The organism is Agromyces excoecariae (assembly GCF_051715505.1).
Classification (GTDB): domain Bacteria; phylum Actinomycetota; class Actinomycetes; order Actinomycetales; family Microbacteriaceae; genus Agromyces.
On record NZ_JBPSLA010000013.1, the window covers coordinates 49753 to 65943 of the forward strand.

General features: G+C 70.2%; 20 protein-coding genes. 9 read left to right on the forward strand and 11 right to left on the reverse strand.

Annotation, left to right across the window (positions count from 1 at the left end; all coding sequences use genetic code 11):
• Positions 1-5: 5 nt before the first annotated feature.
• From ACSJD1_RS12935 to ACSJD1_RS12960, 6 genes are all read left to right on the forward strand, one after another.
• Positions 6-1484 (forward strand): recombinase family protein, encoded by a 1479-nt coding sequence (locus ACSJD1_RS12935; protein WP_438855702.1) that lies wholly within the window; start codon positions 6-8, stop codon positions 1482-1484.
• Between the two features lie 626 nt (positions 1485-2110).
• Positions 2111-2983, forward strand: coding sequence for a hypothetical protein (locus tag ACSJD1_RS12940; RefSeq protein WP_438855703.1), 873 nt, complete (start codon positions 2111-2113; stop codon positions 2981-2983).
• A 414-nt stretch (positions 2984-3397) separates the two neighbouring features.
• Positions 3398-4321 (forward strand): hypothetical protein, encoded by a 924-nt coding sequence (locus ACSJD1_RS12945; RefSeq protein ID WP_438855704.1) that lies wholly within the window; start codon positions 3398-3400, stop codon positions 4319-4321.
• Positions 4318-4650 (forward strand): hypothetical protein, encoded by a 333-nt coding sequence (locus tag ACSJD1_RS12950; protein ID WP_438855705.1) that lies wholly within the window; start codon positions 4318-4320, stop codon positions 4648-4650. The genes ACSJD1_RS12945 and ACSJD1_RS12950 overlap by 4 nt, the downstream gene beginning before the upstream one ends.
• A 271-nt stretch (positions 4651-4921) precedes the next feature.
• Positions 4922-5407 carry a hypothetical protein gene (locus ACSJD1_RS12955; RefSeq protein WP_438855706.1) on the forward strand — a complete coding sequence of 162 codons (486 nt, stop codon included), beginning with the start codon at positions 4922-4924 and terminating at the stop codon, positions 5405-5407.
• 100 nt (positions 5408-5507) lie between these two features.
• Positions 5508-5975 carry a hypothetical protein gene (locus tag ACSJD1_RS12960; protein WP_438855707.1) on the forward strand — a complete coding sequence of 156 codons (468 nt, stop codon included), beginning with the start codon at positions 5508-5510 and terminating at the stop codon, positions 5973-5975.
• Here the strand turns inward: ACSJD1_RS12960 and ACSJD1_RS12965 are convergent.
• From ACSJD1_RS12965 to ACSJD1_RS12975, 3 genes are read right to left on the reverse strand one after another with little or no spacing between them, the layout of a single operon-like run.
• The gene (locus tag ACSJD1_RS12965) at positions 5972-6196 is read right to left on the reverse strand and encodes a hypothetical protein (protein WP_438855708.1); all 225 of its coding nucleotides are present in this window, start codon (positions 6194-6196) and stop codon (positions 5972-5974) included. The two genes, ACSJD1_RS12960 and ACSJD1_RS12965, sit on opposite strands and share 4 nt — an antisense overlap.
• Complete coding sequence (locus ACSJD1_RS12970) at positions 6193-6906, reverse strand: TIGR02391 family protein (protein ID WP_438855709.1); 714 nt, start codon at positions 6904-6906, stop codon at positions 6193-6195. Before ACSJD1_RS12970 ends, ACSJD1_RS12965 begins: the two co-directional genes overlap by 4 nt.
• A gap of 31 nt (positions 6907-6937) precedes the next feature.
• Positions 6938-7177, reverse strand: coding sequence for a hypothetical protein (locus ACSJD1_RS12975; protein WP_438855710.1), 240 nt, complete (start codon positions 7175-7177; stop codon positions 6938-6940).
• Between the two features lie 186 nt (positions 7178-7363).
• Between ACSJD1_RS12975 and ACSJD1_RS12980 the strand changes: the two genes are divergently transcribed.
• The gene (locus ACSJD1_RS12980) at positions 7364-8011 is read left to right on the forward strand and encodes a hypothetical protein (protein ID WP_438855711.1); all 648 of its coding nucleotides are present in this window, start codon (positions 7364-7366) and stop codon (positions 8009-8011) included.
• A gap of 821 nt (positions 8012-8832) precedes the next feature.
• Positions 8833-9048 carry a hypothetical protein gene (locus ACSJD1_RS12985; RefSeq protein WP_438855712.1) on the forward strand — a complete coding sequence of 72 codons (216 nt, stop codon included), beginning with the start codon at positions 8833-8835 and terminating at the stop codon, positions 9046-9048.
• A gap of 26 nt (positions 9049-9074) precedes the next feature.
• Here ACSJD1_RS12985 and ACSJD1_RS12990 read toward each other — a convergent pair whose 3' ends face one another.
• From ACSJD1_RS12990 to ACSJD1_RS13025, 8 genes are all read right to left on the reverse strand, one after another.
• Entirely contained in the window at positions 9075-10346 is a 1272-nt protein-coding gene (locus ACSJD1_RS12990) for a DNA-processing protein DprA (RefSeq protein ID WP_438855713.1), read from the reverse strand.
• The gene (locus ACSJD1_RS12995; protein ID WP_438855714.1) at positions 10343-11923 is read right to left on the reverse strand and encodes a YifB family Mg chelatase-like AAA ATPase; all 1581 of its coding nucleotides are present in this window, start codon (positions 11921-11923) and stop codon (positions 10343-10345) included. The genes ACSJD1_RS12990 and ACSJD1_RS12995 overlap by 4 nt, the downstream gene beginning before the upstream one ends.
• Positions 11923-12279, reverse strand: coding sequence for a YraN family protein (locus tag ACSJD1_RS13000; RefSeq protein ID WP_438855715.1), 357 nt, complete (start codon positions 12277-12279; stop codon positions 11923-11925). The genes ACSJD1_RS12995 and ACSJD1_RS13000 overlap by 1 nt, the downstream gene beginning before the upstream one ends.
• A gap of 102 nt (positions 12280-12381) precedes the next feature.
• Positions 12382-12705 (reverse strand): DUF2469 family protein, encoded by a 324-nt coding sequence (locus tag ACSJD1_RS13005; protein ID WP_129234496.1) that lies wholly within the window; start codon positions 12703-12705, stop codon positions 12382-12384.
• A 6-nt stretch (positions 12706-12711) separates the two neighbouring features.
• Positions 12712-13398 (reverse strand): ribonuclease HII, encoded by a 687-nt coding sequence (locus ACSJD1_RS13010; protein WP_438855716.1) that lies wholly within the window; start codon positions 13396-13398, stop codon positions 12712-12714.
• A gap of 1 nt (position 13399) precedes the next feature.
• Complete coding sequence (lepB, locus tag ACSJD1_RS13015; RefSeq protein WP_438855717.1) at positions 13400-14146, reverse strand: signal peptidase I; 747 nt, start codon at positions 14144-14146, stop codon at positions 13400-13402.
• A 79-nt stretch (positions 14147-14225) separates the two neighbouring features.
• A complete protein-coding gene (gene rplS / locus ACSJD1_RS13020; protein ID WP_155052218.1) occupies positions 14226-14573 on the reverse strand; it encodes a 50S ribosomal protein L19 in 348 nt (115 codons plus the stop codon).
• Between the two features lie 209 nt (positions 14574-14782).
• Positions 14783-15304 carry a hypothetical protein gene (locus ACSJD1_RS13025; RefSeq protein WP_438855718.1) on the reverse strand — a complete coding sequence of 174 codons (522 nt, stop codon included), beginning with the start codon at positions 15302-15304 and terminating at the stop codon, positions 14783-14785.
• Positions 15305-15376: 72 nt separating this feature from the next.
• Here ACSJD1_RS13025 and map point away from each other — a divergent pair, with 72 nt between their 5' ends.
• Positions 15377-16144: a type I methionyl aminopeptidase gene (map, locus tag ACSJD1_RS13030; protein ID WP_328289166.1), complete on the forward strand. Its 768-nt coding sequence runs from the start codon at positions 15377-15379 to the stop codon at positions 16142-16144.
• Positions 16145-16191: the final 47 nt, after the last annotated feature.

Below are 16191 nucleotides of genomic sequence, written 5' to 3' on the forward strand. Positions count from 1 at the left end.
GGTACATGACGACTTCCCCCAAGCGAGCCGCGCTTTACGCACGAATCAGCGAGACGGTAGCTCACCGGGACAAGGTCGCCGATCAGCTCGCCGCCTCCCGCCGCCTCGCCGAGCGCCGAGGATGGATCGTAGTCGCCGCGTTCGAGGATGACGGAATCTCAGCCCTCGGAGGGAAAGAGCGGCCCGGCTTCGTCGCCCTCCTCGACGCCGCGATGCAAGGTGACTTCGACGTGATCGTCGCGACCGAGGAGGAGCGCCTCGCCCGGAACGTTGCCGAGAAAGCCGAGCTCGAAGAAACGTGTCGCGAGGCGGGCGTCGTCTGGGAGACCGAGCGCGACGGCTTCGTCGACCCCGCAACCGAGGCGGGCGAGTTCTTCTCGACGATGCGCGCCGCGATGGGGCGCATGGAGTCTCGACGGAAGGCCTCGCGCCAGCGTGCCGCGAACGCCGACCGTGCGAGCCGAGGCGAGCCGAACCCGGGTCGACGCCGCTTCGGCTACGAGATCGACGGCCGGACGCTCCGCCCGGCGGAGGCCGCAGTCGTGGCGCGGATTTTTGAGCACGTCGCCTCCGGTGGCTCGATCCGCTCGATCGCGCAGGCTCTGACCGCCGAGGGCGTCGACCCCGGCACGGCTCGGACGTGGCGGACCGGCCGGATCCGTGAGATTGCATCGAACCCCCACTACGGCGGCGCGATGCGCCACCGCGGCCAGGTTATTCCGTCGGAGGTCATCACGCCCGCCGTCGACCCGGAGCTCGCCGCCGAGGTCCGCGCGATCCTCGCCGATGAGGCCCGCAGGACGACGCCCGGCCCGACGCCGAGACACCTCGGATCCGGCTCGTCCTGCGGCGTGTGCGGCGGCGCGATGCGGAGCCTCGCAGGGACCTACCGTTGCCCCGACGCGCAGCACCCGTGCATCAAAATGAGCATCCTGGACGAGCGGATCCGGACCGAGGTCGCTCGCGCCTTCCTCCACGCGCACGACGCGATCCTCTACGGCTCCGAGGCCGCGTCGATCGCCCCGCTCGTCGACAAGCTGACTCGGAATGACGAAGCCGCCGCCGCAACGGCAGCCGACCGCGACGAGGGCCTCCTCTCCCCGGCTTCGGCTCGTGCCCGGCTTGTCGAGCTCCGGGCCGAGCGCGTCGAGATCGAGCAGCGCATCGACGCGGCGCGCGTCCGTGGCTCGGAGACGCTCGCGCTCGGCGACGTGGCCCGCGAGCTGATCGGCGCGGCCCCGTCGAGCTTCTCCCGCGACGAGTACGACGGGATGGTCGCGGCGATCGCGGAGCGCTTCGCGGCGCTCGATATCGACCGGCAGCGGGCCGCCGTCCGCGCTCTACTTCACGTCAGCGTGTATCCCGGCCGTGGGCCCGGCAGGGTCTCGATCGAGCATGCCGTCGCGACGTGGCTCAACCCTCACGAGGACGCCGTCTCGGCGCACGCGCTCGGCATCCAGGACGAGTTCGACGACGCCGCCTAACGCATCCCTCGGCCGCCCCAGCCGCGTTTACACACGCGCCGTGGGCGGCCGTCGGCGTTATCGACACGCCCGATTGAACTTCTGCGACGAATCGTGAGCAGCCAGGGGCCCGCTGGCCCTCTCTTACTTCAAACAGTTCTCTCTCACGCGCCTCGGCGCGATGGCCCCGAGACGTCTTGCCGTCTCGGTCGCGGCGACGCTGCCGCATCCGCTCACGCGCGTTGTTTGTTTCTATCGGGCGCGCGTGAGCGAATCCCGGCGATGGGGCTCGGTTGGTTCCCGAGCTGGCATCGCATCGCGGCGGCCCCTCCTGGACGGGATGCCGCAGCCGGGGCGGAGCTCCGATCCTCACTCCTGAAGAGGTTCGTCGAGCTCCGCCCCACCCCTCGACTTCCGGAAGGCCCCACGGCCTCCCGGTCCGGCGCTCATGCGCCGACCCCAGGGATCCGCTACCGGGTCCCGCTCCGGCGTCGCCGGGGCGCTCGCGTGCAGCGCTCGCGAGCTCCTCGACGCGCCAACCCTCCCCAATTGGAAGGCCGCCGCCGCCGTGCAGTGTCTCGGCGCGGATGGACCAACCCGCAAGTCTGTGTCTGGGGACTCCTCTCAACCTCTACCTAGGAGTCCAAATGACTAACACCATCGTTACCGTCGACGACGTCGCCAAGGTTGCCGCGGAGCTCGTCGGCACCGACCTCGGCCTCGCTCGGCACTTCAGCCGCGATATCGAGTCGAGCTGGGGCGGCGGCACCGGCGACACCATCCGCGTCCGGGTGCCTTCGGCGCTTCCCTCGCGCGAGCGTTCGGCGTCCGACTCGTCGACGGCCCTCACCGTGGACTCGCTCTCCGAGCAGTCGATCCCGGTGACCCTCTCGACGCTCGCCTACAGCAACGTGGCCCTCTCGGTCGCGGATCTGGAGCTGAATCTTCAGGACATGGCCTCGCAGGTGATCGCGCCCCAGACCCGCGCCATCTCCCGCAAGATCGAGCAGGAGGCCGCGACCGCGCTCCTCGCGACTCCGGCATCGGTGCTGACCTACGATGCCGCGAACCCTGCGAAGCTCGTCACCGCGATGCGGAAGCAGCTCCGCGACAACGGCGTGAGCGGCGAGACGTCGATCATCGCTGTCGCAGGCTCGCAGGTCTACGCCGACCTTCTCGACGCCGACGCGATTGTCGACGGCCGCGTCCGCGGCGTGGAGATCCACGAAATGACGCGCATCCCGGCCGATGAGATCGTCGCCTTCGTTCGCGACGCCTTCGCCCTCGTGGTGCGTGCGCCGCAGGCCCCGGCAGGCGCTCCGGCGTCCGCCTCGGTCCGCTCCGAGGGTGGCGAGTTCGCGCTCACCGCGATCCGCGCCTTCGACGCCGCGACGGCCTCCGACCGGAGCATCGTCGAGGCCCTCGTCGCGGTCCAGCCGATGCCCCTCGCGATCGACAACGAGGACGGGACCGTGACCCTCCAGGCCAATGCCGGAGCCGTCCGGGTCGTGACCGTCTAGGCCTCGGCCTCTCCTCGGCCGGTCGCCTCTCCTTCACCGGAGCGGCGGCCGGCCGATTAATGCGCCAGCACGCCGTTACAGATTGGAATCGAATGCCGAGCTATCGCTTCGTCTGCCTTTACTGCGGCGCGGCCTTCACGGCGACGAATCACACCGCCGCTGTCTGCGGGGGCGTCTGCCGCGTGCGGCTCTTCCGCCGCCGCAAGCGGCGCGCCCGCATGGCCGCCGCGTCCGCCTTCTTCGAGCTCGCGTAGCGAGCCCTCACGACTTCCGCCCGCACGCCGGGCGGAGGGGCCCTGTGGCGGGGCCCCGAGCCGCTCCTCGGCGCTCTCTCCGGCTTGATCCTCGGCGAGGCCGAGGGGCGGCTCGCATACCGCCACGCATCCGCACCCGCCACCCCCGAAGGGACCCCCGATGAAGATCACCTCCGAACAGGCCGAGCGGCTCGCCCGCTACTCCGACGAGAGGATCGGCGAAGCCCGCGCCGTCAGCCCCGACCGCGCCGCCCGTGTCATCGTCGCCGAGCTCGCCGCCCGCGGCTACCGCCTGCGCGACCTCGACACAGGCGTCGCCGTCTACCTCGTCGAGAGCGAGACGACCCGGCGAATCCCGGCCGCCGATCTCGCCGAGCTCGTCGCCGAGCTCCTCCCGCCGACGCTGGACGCCGCCGCCGAGCTCGTCCACGACTACACCCCTCGGCGACGCCTGACCGATAGCGCCCGGCTCATCCGAGCAAGGCAGGCCGACGGCTACGTCCGGAAGGTGACCCGGTCGGCGAAGGACTACCTCCCCGAGCTGACCGAGGACGAGCTCGCCGCGTCCCGGGTCGTGCGCCCGGAGCGGACCGCTGAGGACCGCGAGCAACGGAACGCACTCGACGCCGCCCGGCGCGAACGTGAACGCGACTACGTGCGCGGGATCCTCGCGCAATGGCTCCCGCGCTGGCCGACGGGACGCCACGCCCTCGGCGACGTCTGGAACGCATGGCGGGGCAAAGTCAGCCAGCTCCCGGACGTCGAGACCCGGCGGAAGCTCGGCCGCGTCGGCCGAACGGCCTTCTTCGCGATCGTCTCCGAGCTCGGCGACGTCCGCTCCGCCGGGGCTCGCCGTCGCGTGCTCGTGATCGCCGAGCAGTCCGTGAGCGTCCTCACCGAGATCCGCTCCCGACTCGACTCCGGCGACAAGCTCGGCGCGCTCCGCCTCCAGCGCGAGCGGCTCGCCGCCGACGCCGAGCAGCGTCCCTCGACGCCGCCGAATCCGGTCGACGACCGCCCCGACGACGCGCCCGAATGGGTGCGCCGCTACCTCTCCGCCAACTCCGAAGGGACCCCCGAATGACTCTCCGCTCAACCGAGCTCGCCCGCATCGCGACCGCCGAGCCGCTCCTCCCGCGGTCGCTCGACGGCGTCGACACCGAGACCCTCGACCGCCTCCGCCGGTTCGCGAAGTTAGAGGGTCTGACGCTCGCCGCCGCCCTCTCCGTCGTGCGCGGCGCACAGCTCGCGGCCCGAACTGAACTCCGAGCTCAGAGCCGCGTCGACGCCGCAGTCGAGGCCTCGATCCGCGACCGCCGTCTCGGCTTCGTCGGTTCGTCGGCCCCGGTCGACCCGGCCGTCGAGGCCGCCGTCTCCTCGGCTCTCGCGTCGACGAAGGCGCGCCGTGGGTAAGAACAACCTGAAGCGGCGCACACTCCGTCAGCACGGCGACGAGCGCCTCCGTCCGCCGGTCCCCTTCGGCGCGCCTGTCCTGGAGCTGTCCGACCCCGTCCCGTCGTCCCGCGCCGCTCGCAGGGCGGCGGATCGGGCCGCCGCTCGCGCTAGCCGTCGGGACGCCGCCGTCCGGCCGCTGTCCGTCCCGCCCGCCGTCGAGACGGCCGCTGTCCGCCTGCCTGCCGAGGGCTCTCCTCGGCGTCCGCCTGACCGTCCCGAGAGGAACACAATGCCCACCCCGAATCGTGCCCTGACCCGAGGCGAGCGCCGTCGGATTACTGAGCGGACGCGCGCGCTCATGCCCTTCGCGTCGGAGGAGAAGGCGAAGGCAGTCCCGGCGTCCGTGCGTCATCGCCTGTCCCGCGAGGCCTTCCTCGCGCTGACCGTCGACGAGCGTAAGGCCCACCTTCGCGAGAGGGCCCGCGAGCTCGCCGTCGCGGAGCTCGACGAGAAGCGCGCCCGCCGCGAGCAGGCCGAGGCTGACAAGCGCGCCGGACTCCTCCGGATGGTCGCCGCGATCGCCTCCGCTCCGCCAGCGCCGGAGTCTCCGGCCGAGCCCGTCGCCGCTCCGCGTGAGAGCTTGCGCCGCTGGCGCGTCTCGTGCGCCGACGGCTGCGGCACGATGCTCCCCGCCAACGGCCCGCGCCCCGTCGTCGCCTACTCGCCGGGCCACCGCCCGGAGCCGCCGAAGCGCCGGAAGCCGATCGACTACTAGATCCCATGGGTCGCCCGGTGATCGTCGGGCGACCCGCCCTCAACTCCCCGACCGGAACCCCGGCCGGGGCCCTTCACAGCGTCTAGGAGGACGTTTACACATGCCCACCGAGCCCACGACCCCGACCCCTGCCACCCAGCCGACTGACGCCTCTACACCCCCGTGGGGCGACGACTTCGACGCGGCGAAGGCGTGGAACCTGATCCAGCGCCTCCGCGCCGACAAGGCCGCGAAGCAAGCCCGTCTGGACGAGCTGGAAGCGTCAATCGCGCAGACGCCAAAGGGCGACGTCGACCCGGTCGCCGAGCTCCGTCGGGAGCTCTATGTCGAGCGCGCGCTCCGGCGCTTCCCGGCCGCTGGGGATCTCGCAGACTTCCTGACCGGCGAGACCGAGGAGGAGATCCTCGCCAAGGCGGAGCGACTCGCGAGGGCCGGGACCGGCGAGCTCGCGAAGCCGTCCACCGAGCTCCCCGCGAAGCCTCGCGCGGCGCTCTTGCCGGGCCATGGCGGCGTGGCGGAGGCTGGTCCCGACTTCGCCGCGATCGCTCGACGCGCACGCGCGAACTAGGCCGACGCCGGGGGCCGCCCGAGCTCGTCGACGGCGGCCTCCAACTCCTTCCAGATCCGATGAAACCCGAGCACGAGATCGTTCGCCTCCTCGGCGAGGACCCCAGCCGCTCGCGCGTCGCTGAGCGCGTCGAGCAGGGCATAGGCGGCGGAGCTCTTCAGCGTCCCGCGGGGCGTCTCCTTCGCGACGATCGCCCGCCGAATCTCGTCCGGAGCCATCATGCGCGCGTCACCTCACAACGGTCGATCCAGCGAGCAAGCAAGCTCAGCGCGGCGAGCTGCTCTAGGCACTCCTGTCGCTCGGCGGCCTCGGTGGAGTGAGTGGCTGGATTGCGGATGCCTTGAAAGCACCCGACGCTGTAGCCCCTTATCGCGTCGCGCATCGACTTGACGGTGAGATCCGAGTCTCGTCCCGGCCACCGCAACCGAGGCTTATCGACCGCTGGGGGCGCACTGCTGAACGCCTCTTGCATAAGCACGGCGTCCGATACATCGGTCCTTCCGAGCAGGGACTGGACGTGTGCGTTGAGGAACGTGGCGGCTCGCTGTACCGCCTCTGAGTAGTGCTCGTTCCCCCAGAGCGTCGACGCGCTTTCCCAGACAAGCGGATGCATTGCGTCGGCGGCCATCCGTGGTGCAGACGAGCCGAGCTTCGCTTCCGTCTCCGCCTTCGTCTTTAGGCGGCCCAGGGCGTAGCGGACGGCTTCCTCCCCAGCTGTGAAGATGTAGTACTCGGTGTGCCGCGAGATCAGTTCGGGGAGAGTCGTCAGTCCGCGGATCCGTGCGACCACTCGTCGAGTCTGGTCGTGTCTCTCGACGAGATAGTCGACCTCGGGAGACCGAGCATAGAGAAGTTCGGATCCACCCTTCGGTAGCGCTGCGATGCCACTCAACCAGTCATCGAGAACACCCTCGGCCCACTCGTAGTCCATGCGCCGAATCTATCGACAAGCGCCGACAGGCTCAGACCTTCGCGATTGCCACGACAAGAGCGGCGATCGCAATCGCCGTGCTGATGACCGAGAGCCAGAATGAGTTGCGCGCGAGCCGATTCGCCGCGACGGTCGATCGCTCGCGAGAGCGCCGATCGAGCTCCTCCAGGAAGTACTCCACCCCCACGACTGTCGATCGCGCCATGCTGTCATGCTCACTGATGAGCTCGTCGTCGGACAGGCTGCGGAGTCGTTCGATCGTGTAGCTCATTCACTTACAATATCCACGCCTCTGTACGCAGAGGGGTGGGGAGGGGCCCCGGTAGCGCCGTCGCTCCCCTGTCGGAGGGGCATAGCGTGTCGCCACCCTTACGTATCGCTCCCGGATTCTTCACGCGTCGAAGTAACTCGCGCGTTGATTGGCGCATGCGTAACCCAGCGTCGCTACTGTAGGCGGATGGATCCGGCCTTGGTGTGGGGAATCGTCGGCGGTGTCGCCGCCGTTCTGGCGCTAATCGGCGCTGCATACACGGCTGTCTCGTTCTATCGGCAGTTCCCGCGGCGTCGGCTGGAATACATCGTGTGGCAGCGGCCGCTGGTTGCGAGCGGCCACCGCGTTGACGACCTAGTCGTCACTGTTCAAGGAATGGTTGTCGATGATCCCCACCTCGTGAGGGTCCTCTTCTACTCGAACAGTCGTGCAGACATCCCCTCTACTGCCTTCGATGCTGGTAAACCGATCGTGATCCGCGTAGAGCCAGGAGGGGCAATCCTCACGAACTCGGAGACGGGTACGGGTTCGATCGCAATCGAGGGCGGGAGCGACGAGGGGCTGGATCTGGCCGAATTCCGCATCCAACCCGCCCTCATCCGGAAACGATCGACTGGCAGCATCGCGTTCGTCGCGAGCGGGAGTCCGCGCGTGCGCGTAGATTCGCCGCTGATTGATATCGACGTAAGGGACATGAGTTCCCTGGGAGACGAGAACAATAGGAGATTGGCCCCTCGAGTTGTGCGCGCTAGATTTCTTGCCACTGCCTTTGTAGCGCCCGTGATCGTTGGGGCGGTCCTGCTGATCCTCTCGCGATTCCTGGTGCCGCTCTGACCGGAGACGCGATCGCGATCCCGTGGGTCACGCGCCCTCGCACTCCTTCTGTGCGCTCTCGTCCGTGACGCCCCGGAGCCTAGGGCCTGGAGCGGGAGACGCCGGGCGAGCGCCGCGCCCGGACAGCGTCCCGCTGGAATGTGAACAGTTGGCGTCCGTGGTGGTGGAAGCGTCACTTCCTATTCCGGACTAGAGAGAGAGTTCTATCTAGCACGGAATGGAGAGTGACGAATCAGTCACCCTGTACGCCAACTCTTCACCCTCGCCCGATCGACCCCAGCCCGGCGTCCGACCCGGCGCGCACCGGCCCGCCCGACGGGCCGCCCGCAGCGCTGACAAATCGCACGCGCGCAGCTCGCGGCCGTTCGTCGCTGCTGAAGGTCCATACCCAGCGTGGGCCCGCAGAGGCTGCCCACCAGACGCTGAGCCAGTCCCCTGCCGATGGACCTGCGGAGGCGTTGACCCCGCTCGCCGACGAGATAGCCGACGCTCGTCCCAAGCTCGGAGGCGATCCCGGGCGACCTCACACAGGAGCCACGACCGGTCGCCAACCGCTCCGGTTAGCTACCTTGGGTCTGACTTCCACGCCTGGCTGCATCCTCCGCCGCGGTGACCGCAAGATACGCCTCGACAACCGCCTTGTCGATGTCCGTCTTGGAGCGTTCACCGAAGCGACTTACGAGCTCCGTTTTCATCGCGGAAACAATCTCGTCGGATAGGTATTCGACCTTCGGGGAACTCTGGACGCTCTGCCAGGGCGGCTCAGTTGAAACGTGCGGAACCCGGTCTACGAAGACCACTCGCTCGTGGCTACTGCGGGGGTGACCGGAGCTGGATCGCCCAGCGAGCTTCTTGCTTGGGCGTCGCTCCTCCGGCGGCTGCACGACAGCGACGACCTCTGGCTCTGGGTCAACCAGGGGCTTCTTCGGGTCGGCAGCCGTCATCGGGGTCTCAGCGAGGCGACGAACGTCATCTGGGACCTCTGTTCCGCGGCGTCGAGCGAGGGCAACTTGGACCCTCGCAGCCGCGATCTCTGAGCGCTTCAACCGAATCACCTCTCTCTCTATGGTAGGGCGGCACTCGACACATCGTCCATGATGCTCAGGTCAAGCTCAGTCGGCCGGAACCCTGATCGACGAGCTTCGTCCTCGTCAGCCAGCCGCTCCAGAGCGAGTAGCCCCGCCATCCGTAGGTCGTCGTCGGCGCTGAAGGCCGAGTCAATGGCCCACTGCATCCGCTGCCAAAGTTGGTCTCGTCGGGCAATCCGGTGGGATTGCCAGACAGTGAAACCCACGCCACCGAGAGCGATAAGCGCAACGCCTATGGGAACGACGAGCGCCAGACTCCACGCCCATGGAGCTTCAGCGTCGGCGATCCGAGAAACGCAACTGGCGAGCATCTCGATTGACTCCCGGATGGACAACCCAGTTACGTCACAGCCCATGCCCCCACCGTAGAGCCCTGAGGGTCTACCGCGCAGGATCCGCACCTCGCGAGTCACACCGCAACCAGGCAGCACATGTACTTGTTGCGGTTTCCGCTGGAGGAAGCGCCAGCGCGTGGGCGCCGCACCGCACGCGAGTTCGGAGACGACCGCGCCGGTCTCGACGATCCGACCGAGGAGCGTCTCGTGCCCGGCCGGATAGAAGCGGTCGACCCCGCCGGCGAGGAAGGCCACGGTGGTTCCCCCGGCGGCGAGCGACGCCCGATGTGCGGTGCCGTCGATCCCGTACGCGCCACCCGAGACGACGGCGAGCCCGCGGTCGACGAGGCCGGCGGCCGCCTCGACGGCGATGTGCTCGCCGTACCCCGTCGCGGCCCGGGCGCCGACGAGTGCGAGGGAGGACCGCTCGCTGAGGGCGGCGGGTCGGCCGCGCACCCAGAGCGCGAGGGGGGCGTGCGCGCCGAGGTCGTCGACGCCGCCCGGCCAGTCGGCGTCACCGGGGAGGAGCAGCCGAGCACCGACCCGCGCCGCTTGTGCGATCGCGCGCGCGAACGCATCCGCGTCGAGTCGCGGGCTCCAGCGCGCGAGCCCGGCGGCGACCTCCCGCCCGCTCGGGGCATCGGATGGACCGAGCGCGTCCGCGGCCTGCGCGGCGATGTCGCTCCCCGTGCGACCGCCGAGCAACCCGTTCGCCACGCCATCGGCGCCGAGAGCCCCGACGAGCCTGCCGAGTACGCCGTCGCCGGGCTCGGAGACGAAGCCGAGCAACGCCGTGGCGACCGCATCGACGAGATCGGTCGACGCGGAATCCGCGCTCGCCGCGGCCGGCCTGACGGCGACGAGCCCGTCGCCCACCCGCTCCGCGAGGCCGCCGAGCACCTCGGCGCTCATGCGGCCGCACCCATGCGCATCGCGAGCGCGCGACCGACGTGCTCGCCGGTCGGCCGGTCGGCGCCGTCGAGGTCGGCGATCGTCCACGCGACCTTCAGCACGCGGTCGTAGCCGCGCATCGTGACACCTCCCCGCTCCAACGCGAGGTCGAGCGCGCGCGTCGCGGCCGAGCCGGGATGCAGGCCGCCCTCGCCGCGGAGCCAGGGGCCGGGCATCTCGGCGTTCGTGCGCCACGGGGTGCCCACCAGTCGTCGGGCTGCGGCCTCGCGCGCTCGCACGACCTCCTCGCGCGCGACGGGCGAGGTCATGGCGGGGCCCGCCCCGGGGTCGCGCACGCGATCGCGTTCCATCATCAGCCTCGTCGGCGTGACGCGGTGGACCCACAACCGCAGGTCGACCCGATCGAGCAGCGGTCCAGAGATGCGGGCGAAGTACCGGCGCTTGGCCGCTGGCGGGCACGCGCACCCCTCGTCGGGCGAATCGCCGCCCCCGCACGGACACGGATTGGCCGCGAGCACGAGCTGGAACCGGGCGGGGAACGTTGCGACGGAGTTCGCCCGGTGGATGCTGATGCGGCCCGACTCGAGCGGTTGACGGAGCGCATCGAGCACCCTGGCCTGGAATTCGGGTGCCTCATCGAGGAAGAGCACGCCGTGCGACGCGCGGGCCGCGGCTCCGGGACGGATGAACCGGCTCCCGCCGCCGACCATCGCCGCGGAACTCGCCGTGTGGTGCGGTGCCTCGAACGGCGGTCGCACCGACAGCCTCTCGCCCACGGGGTGCCCGGCGAGGGAACGCAGTGAGGCGACCTCGAGCGCCGCCTCGGCGGGAAGGTCGGGGAGGATGCCCGGCAGCCGCGACGCGAGCATGGTCTTGCCGGCACCGGGAGGGCCGGTGAGGAGCAGGTGATGGCCGCCGGCCGCGGCGACGAGGAGGGCCTGGATCGCCTCCTCGCCGCCGACGACGTCGGCGAGGTCGCCCTCGGACTGCGGTGCGGCGACCTCGGTATCGACGGCGTCGGCAGGGACGACCGCCTCTCCCAGCCGGATCGGTTCGGGCCCGGGCCGCCCGCCGTGCTGCTCGACCGCTTCGCGGAGCGACGCCACGGGGACCACGTCGGCGCCGGGCACGAGTCGAGCCTCGGCCGCGTTCGCGACGGGAACCATGACCCGCTCGCGGCCGGCCCGCACCGCGGCATGCACGGCCGGGAGGATGCCGTGCGTCGGGCGGAGCCGACCATCGAGGCCGAGTTCGCCGAGGTGCACGAACCGTGCCACGGAGTCCGCGTCGACCGTGCCCGCCGCAGCGAGGCACGCGAGGGCGATCGCGAGGTCGAAGGCCGAACCGTGCTTGGGCAGTGCGGCCGGCGAGAGGTTCACCGTGAGGCGACGTGCCGGAAGTGCGCACCCCGCATTCGTCGCCGCGGAGCGCACGCGCTCGCGGGCCTCGCCGAGTGCCGCATCGGGCAATCCGATGATGACGAAGGCGGGGAGCTGGCTGGAGAGGTCGGCCTCGACCTCGACGACCGAGCCCGCGAGTCCGACGAGCGCGACGGCCCGGGTCCGTGCGACGGGCATCAGCCGATGCCCTCGAGGTGCTCCACGACCGCGGGCGCCTCCGCCGGTGCGAGCACCGCGACGGCGTCGATGCGGATCCGCGCGGTCGGGTGGTCGTGCGCCTCGCACCACGCGAGTGCGAGGCGGCGGAGCCGCGCCAGCTTCTGCGCGGTGATCGCCTCGAACGGGTGACCGAACGCCGGGCCGGTCCGGGTCTTCACCTCGACGAAGACGGTGCCGTCGCCGTCGCGCAGCACGAGGTCGATCTCGCCGTGCGGGCAGCGCCAGTTGCGGTCGACGACACGCATGCCGCGCGCCTCGAGGTGCTCGGACGCGACGAGTTCGCCGCGTCGTCCGAGTTCGATGTTGTGGGCCATGGGTCCAGCGTCGCGGCCTGCCGCGCCCCGGGCCGGCGCCCGTGTCGAACCCGTGACGGGTTCCGCCCGTTCCCCCGCGGTGGAGGACGGCTTGCGAGCCCGCTACTCCTCGAGCGCGAGGTCCTTCGGGAGCTCGAACTCGCGGGTGGCGAGCTCCTCCACGTTGACGTCCTTGAAGGTCAGCACGCGGACCGACTTCACGAAGCGGTCGGCGCGGTAGACGTCCCAGACCCAGACGTCCTTCATCGTGAGCTCGAAGTAGAAATCGTGCTCGGTGTCGCGGCGCACCAGTTCGACCTCGTTCGCGAGGTAGAAGCGCCGCTCGGTCTCGACCACGTACTTGAACTGGGTCACGATGTCGCGGTACTCGCGGTACAGCGCGAGCTCCACTTCACGGTCGTAGTCGTCGAACTCGTCCTCATCCATCGTGGATCATCCTACTTCGAGGTCGAACAGCGACGGCGCCGGTTCGGGCGACCGGTCGTGCAGCCAGGTGCGCCGATGCAGCGCACTCGGCCCGTGCTCGGCGATCGCGGCGAAGTGCGCGGCGCTCGAGTAGCCCTTGTTCTCATGCCAGTGGTAGAGCGGCGTCTCGTCGTGCGCCCGACGCATGCCCCGATCGCGGTGCACCTTGGCGATGACGGATGCCGCGGAGACGGACGCGCAGTCGCGGTCGGCCTTGATGCGCGTGATGACCTGCGCCCGGTGCTCGATGGACTGGCTGAGCCAGTCGTAGTTGCCGTCGAGCACCAGCGGTGCGCCGGCGACGAGCCCGCGGTCGACGCCGAGCGCGGCGAACGCCCGGGCGCCGGCGAGCCCGAGGCACGCCATGATGCCGAGGCGATCGATCTCGTCGGCGCTCGCCTCGCCGACGGCTGATGCGAGCACCCACGACGCCGCACGCGGCGCGAGCAGTTCGCGCTTCGGCTCGGGCAGGAGCTTCGAGTCGCGCAGGCCCGCCGGCATCCGCTTCACCGTCGCGTCGATGACGACGATGCCGACGGTCACGGGACCGGCGAGGGCCCCGCGCCCGACCTCGTCGCACGCGAGCACCACGGGTGCCCCTCCGGCCAGCAGGTCGCGCTCGTACCGCAGCGTCGGCACCCCGGCGGGAGGCACGTCAGCCAGCCGCCTCGTCGACGCCGGCGAAGACCTCGGGGTAGTTGTCGAGCCAGGCCCAGTTCGAGATCGGCCAGCTCACCACCACGGCTCGCCCGACGACGTTCTCGATCGGCACGAAGCCCTCGAGCGGGGTCTCGGTGTTGTAGCGGGAATCCTTCGAGTTGTAGCGGTTGTCGCCCATGACCCAGAGCGAGTCGTCGGGGATCGTGACGTCGAAGTCGTCGCGGGACACCTTGGTCTCGCCCGGCGGCAGCGCGACGTACGGCTCGTCGAGCGGGACGCCGTTGACCGTCATCTGACCGAGTGCGTTGCAGCACGCGACGTGGTCGCCGGGCAGGCCGATGACGCGCTTGACGAGGTGGTCGTTCGAGTCGGGCGCCGACAGGCCGACGAACGCGAGGAACCCGTCGACGACCGCCACGAGCGGCGGTCGCGCCTCTTCGGCACGGGCCGGCAGCCATCCGCCCGGGTCCTTGAACACGACCACGTCGCCGTGCTCGATGGGCGTGACCTCGGGGACGAGCTGGTTGACGATGATGCGGTCGTCCTGCATCAGCGTCTCCTCCATCGACTGCGACGGGATGAAGAACGACCGGATCAGGAACGTCTTGATGAGGAACGAGACGAGCACGGCGACGAGGAAGATCACCACCAGGTCGCGGAGGAACAGCAGTGTGCTCCGGCGGCGTGACGACGCTCCGGAGGTGGCGCGTTCGTCGCGCTGCGTACGTGTGTCTTCAGTCATGAAACGGCTCGAGCTCCCCGCCCCAGTCTAGGGGTGAGGAGCTCGAGCGGATGACGCGTTCGGAACGGCGCGCGGCCGATCAGTTCTCGCGCTTCTCCTTGATCTTCGCCTTCTTGCCGCGGAGCTCGCGCAGGTAGTAGAGCTTGGCGCGACGGACGTCACCGCGGGTGACGACCTCGATGTGGTCGATCACCGGCGAGTGGACCGGGAACTTGCGCTCGACGCCCACCTGGAAGCTGATCTTCCGGACGGTGAAGGTCTCGCGCACGCCCTCGCCCGAGCGGCCGATGACGACGCCCTGGAAGACCTGGATGCGCGAGCGGGTGCCTTCGATGATGTTGACGTGCACCTTGACGGTGTCGCCCGGACGGAAGTCCGGGATGTCCGAGCGGAGGCTCGCGGCGTCGACGTGGTCGAGGATGTGCATGATGGTTCGCTCTCTGCGCCCGCCACCGGTCGAACGCGGATCTGAATGGAAGAAGAGTTCGGCGCCGTTCGCGCGATCACTCGCGACGTGCGGGCTCCCCGGAGGCAGAGCCATGCGACGGCACAAACAACCATTCTGCCAGATCGATGGGCTCCCGGCCAAAAGCGCTCGAGCGGATGCCCCGGCGCGACCTGCGCGAGCGCACGACGTCAGCCGCGGCGCTCCTCCCAGCTCCGCTCCTCGCGGATCACGATGACCTCGCCGGCGTCGTCTGCGGGTGCGCGCCGCGCGTCGCCGCCGAGCCCCTGCGCCGGAGCGCCCTCGGCGACCAGCCGCTCGTACTCGTCCATCGTCGCCCGCACGCGGCGTGCGCCGTCGCTGAGGAGCCGCCAGACCGCGTACCAGAACGCGGCGATCGCGCCGACCATCGCCAGGACGGCGAACGTGATGCCGGTGGGCCCGTAGAACCCCGCGGCGACGATGAGCAGGTGCCAGGCGCCGAGCACGGCGACATCCGACCAGGCGACGGCCTTGAGCCGGCGGACGTCGGGTCGCGCCGCGACCAGCAGCGCGACGACACCCAGGGTGACGAACGCGACGGGCGTGGCGAACATGAGGCCGAGCACGCCCCAGCCGCTCGAGCCGAAGATCGCGTAGCCGACGAGCAGCCACACCGGGAGCACGATCGCGGCGGCGAACTGCCACCGGTAGAACCCGCGACGGATGACCATGCGCCCAGCGTACTTCCGGCGGCTGGAGGTCGGCAGGGTGTTCACTCAGGGCGGAGCAGACAGAATGGGTTCGTGATCGAACTGAGGACCCCCGCCGAGATCGAGGAGATGCGTCCCGCGGGCCGCTTCGTGGCCAGCGTGCTCGAGGCGACGTCGAAGGCCGCGGCCGTCGGCGTGAACCTGCTCGAGCTCGATGCGCTCGCGCACGAGATGATCCGGAAGGCCGGCGCCGAGAGCTGCTACATCGACTACCACCCCTCGTTCGGCGCGAGCCCGTTCGGCAAGGTGATCTGCACGTCGGTGAACGACGCCGTGCTGCACGGCCTGCCGCACGACTACCGCCTGAAGGACGGCGACCTGCTGAGCCTCGACTTCGCCGCATCGGTCGACGGCTGGGTGGCCGATTCCGCCGTCTCCATCGTCGTCGGCACGCCCCGCGAGGAGGACCTTCGGCTCATCGACACGACGCAGCGCGCGCTCGACGCCGGCATCGCGGCCGCACGCGCGGGCAACCGCATCGGCGACATCTCGCGCGCGATCGCCGACGTGGCGAAGGCCGAGGGCCTCTCGATCAACACCGACTTCGGCGGCCACGGCGTCGGCCGCACGATGCATGGCGACCCGCACATCCCGAACAACGGCCGCCCGGGTCGCGGCCTCCCGCTGAAGCCGGGCCTGGTCGTCGCGATCGAGCCGTGGTTCCTGCACCGGACCGACCGCATCTTCACCGACCCCGACGGCTGGACGCTGAGGAGCGTCGACGGCTCGCGAGGTGCGCACTCCGAGCACACGGTCGCGATCACCGACGGCGACCCGATCGTGCTGACGCAGCGCGGCTGACGGGTGCCGGCGCCACGGCCGGCGATCTCAGCTTCGTGACCGACCGC

Excerpts from the sequence above, each read along its gene's own strand:
- lepB (WP_438855717.1), bottom strand. The coding sequence starts at position 14,146 with ATGACTGAAGACACACGTACGCAGCGCGACGAACGCGCCACCTCCGGA.
- ACSJD1_RS13025 (WP_438855718.1), bottom strand. The coding sequence starts at position 15,304 with ATGGTCATCCGTCGCGGGTTCTACCGGTGGCAGTTCGCCGCCGCGATC.
- ACSJD1_RS12940 (WP_438855703.1), top strand. The coding sequence starts at position 2,111 with ATGACTAACACCATCGTTACCGTCGACGACGTCGCCAAGGTTGCCGCG.
- ACSJD1_RS12935 (WP_438855702.1), top strand. The coding sequence starts at position 6 with ATGACGACTTCCCCCAAGCGAGCCGCGCTTTACGCACGAATCAGCGAG.
- ACSJD1_RS12960 (WP_438855707.1), top strand. The coding sequence starts at position 5,508 with ATGCCCACCGAGCCCACGACCCCGACCCCTGCCACCCAGCCGACTGAC.
- ACSJD1_RS12950 (WP_438855705.1), top strand. The coding sequence starts at position 4,318 with ATGACTCTCCGCTCAACCGAGCTCGCCCGCATCGCGACCGCCGAGCCG.
- ACSJD1_RS12975 (WP_438855710.1), bottom strand. The coding sequence starts at position 7,177 with ATGAGCTACACGATCGAACGACTCCGCAGCCTGTCCGACGACGAGCTC.
- ACSJD1_RS12955 (WP_438855706.1), top strand. The coding sequence starts at position 4,922 with ATGCCCACCCCGAATCGTGCCCTGACCCGAGGCGAGCGCCGTCGGATT.
- rplS (WP_155052218.1), bottom strand. The coding sequence starts at position 14,573 with ATGCACATCCTCGACCACGTCGACGCCGCGAGCCTCCGCTCGGACATC.
- ACSJD1_RS12990 (WP_438855713.1), bottom strand. The coding sequence starts at position 10,346 with ATGAGCGCCGAGGTGCTCGGCGGCCTCGCGGAGCGGGTGGGCGACGGG.
- ACSJD1_RS13000 (WP_438855715.1), bottom strand. The coding sequence starts at position 12,279 with ATGGCCCACAACATCGAACTCGGACGACGCGGCGAACTCGTCGCGTCC.
- ACSJD1_RS12970 (WP_438855709.1), bottom strand. The coding sequence starts at position 6,906 with ATGGACTACGAGTGGGCCGAGGGTGTTCTCGATGACTGGTTGAGTGGC.
- ACSJD1_RS12995 (WP_438855714.1), bottom strand. The coding sequence starts at position 11,923 with ATGCCCGTCGCACGGACCCGGGCCGTCGCGCTCGTCGGACTCGCGGGC.
- ACSJD1_RS12980 (WP_438855711.1), top strand. The coding sequence starts at position 7,364 with ATGGATCCGGCCTTGGTGTGGGGAATCGTCGGCGGTGTCGCCGCCGTT.
- ACSJD1_RS13005 (WP_129234496.1), bottom strand. The coding sequence starts at position 12,705 with ATGGATGAGGACGAGTTCGACGACTACGACCGTGAAGTGGAGCTCGCG.
- ACSJD1_RS12945 (WP_438855704.1), top strand. The coding sequence starts at position 3,398 with ATGAAGATCACCTCCGAACAGGCCGAGCGGCTCGCCCGCTACTCCGAC.
- ACSJD1_RS12965 (WP_438855708.1), bottom strand. The coding sequence starts at position 6,196 with ATGATGGCTCCGGACGAGATTCGGCGGGCGATCGTCGCGAAGGAGACG.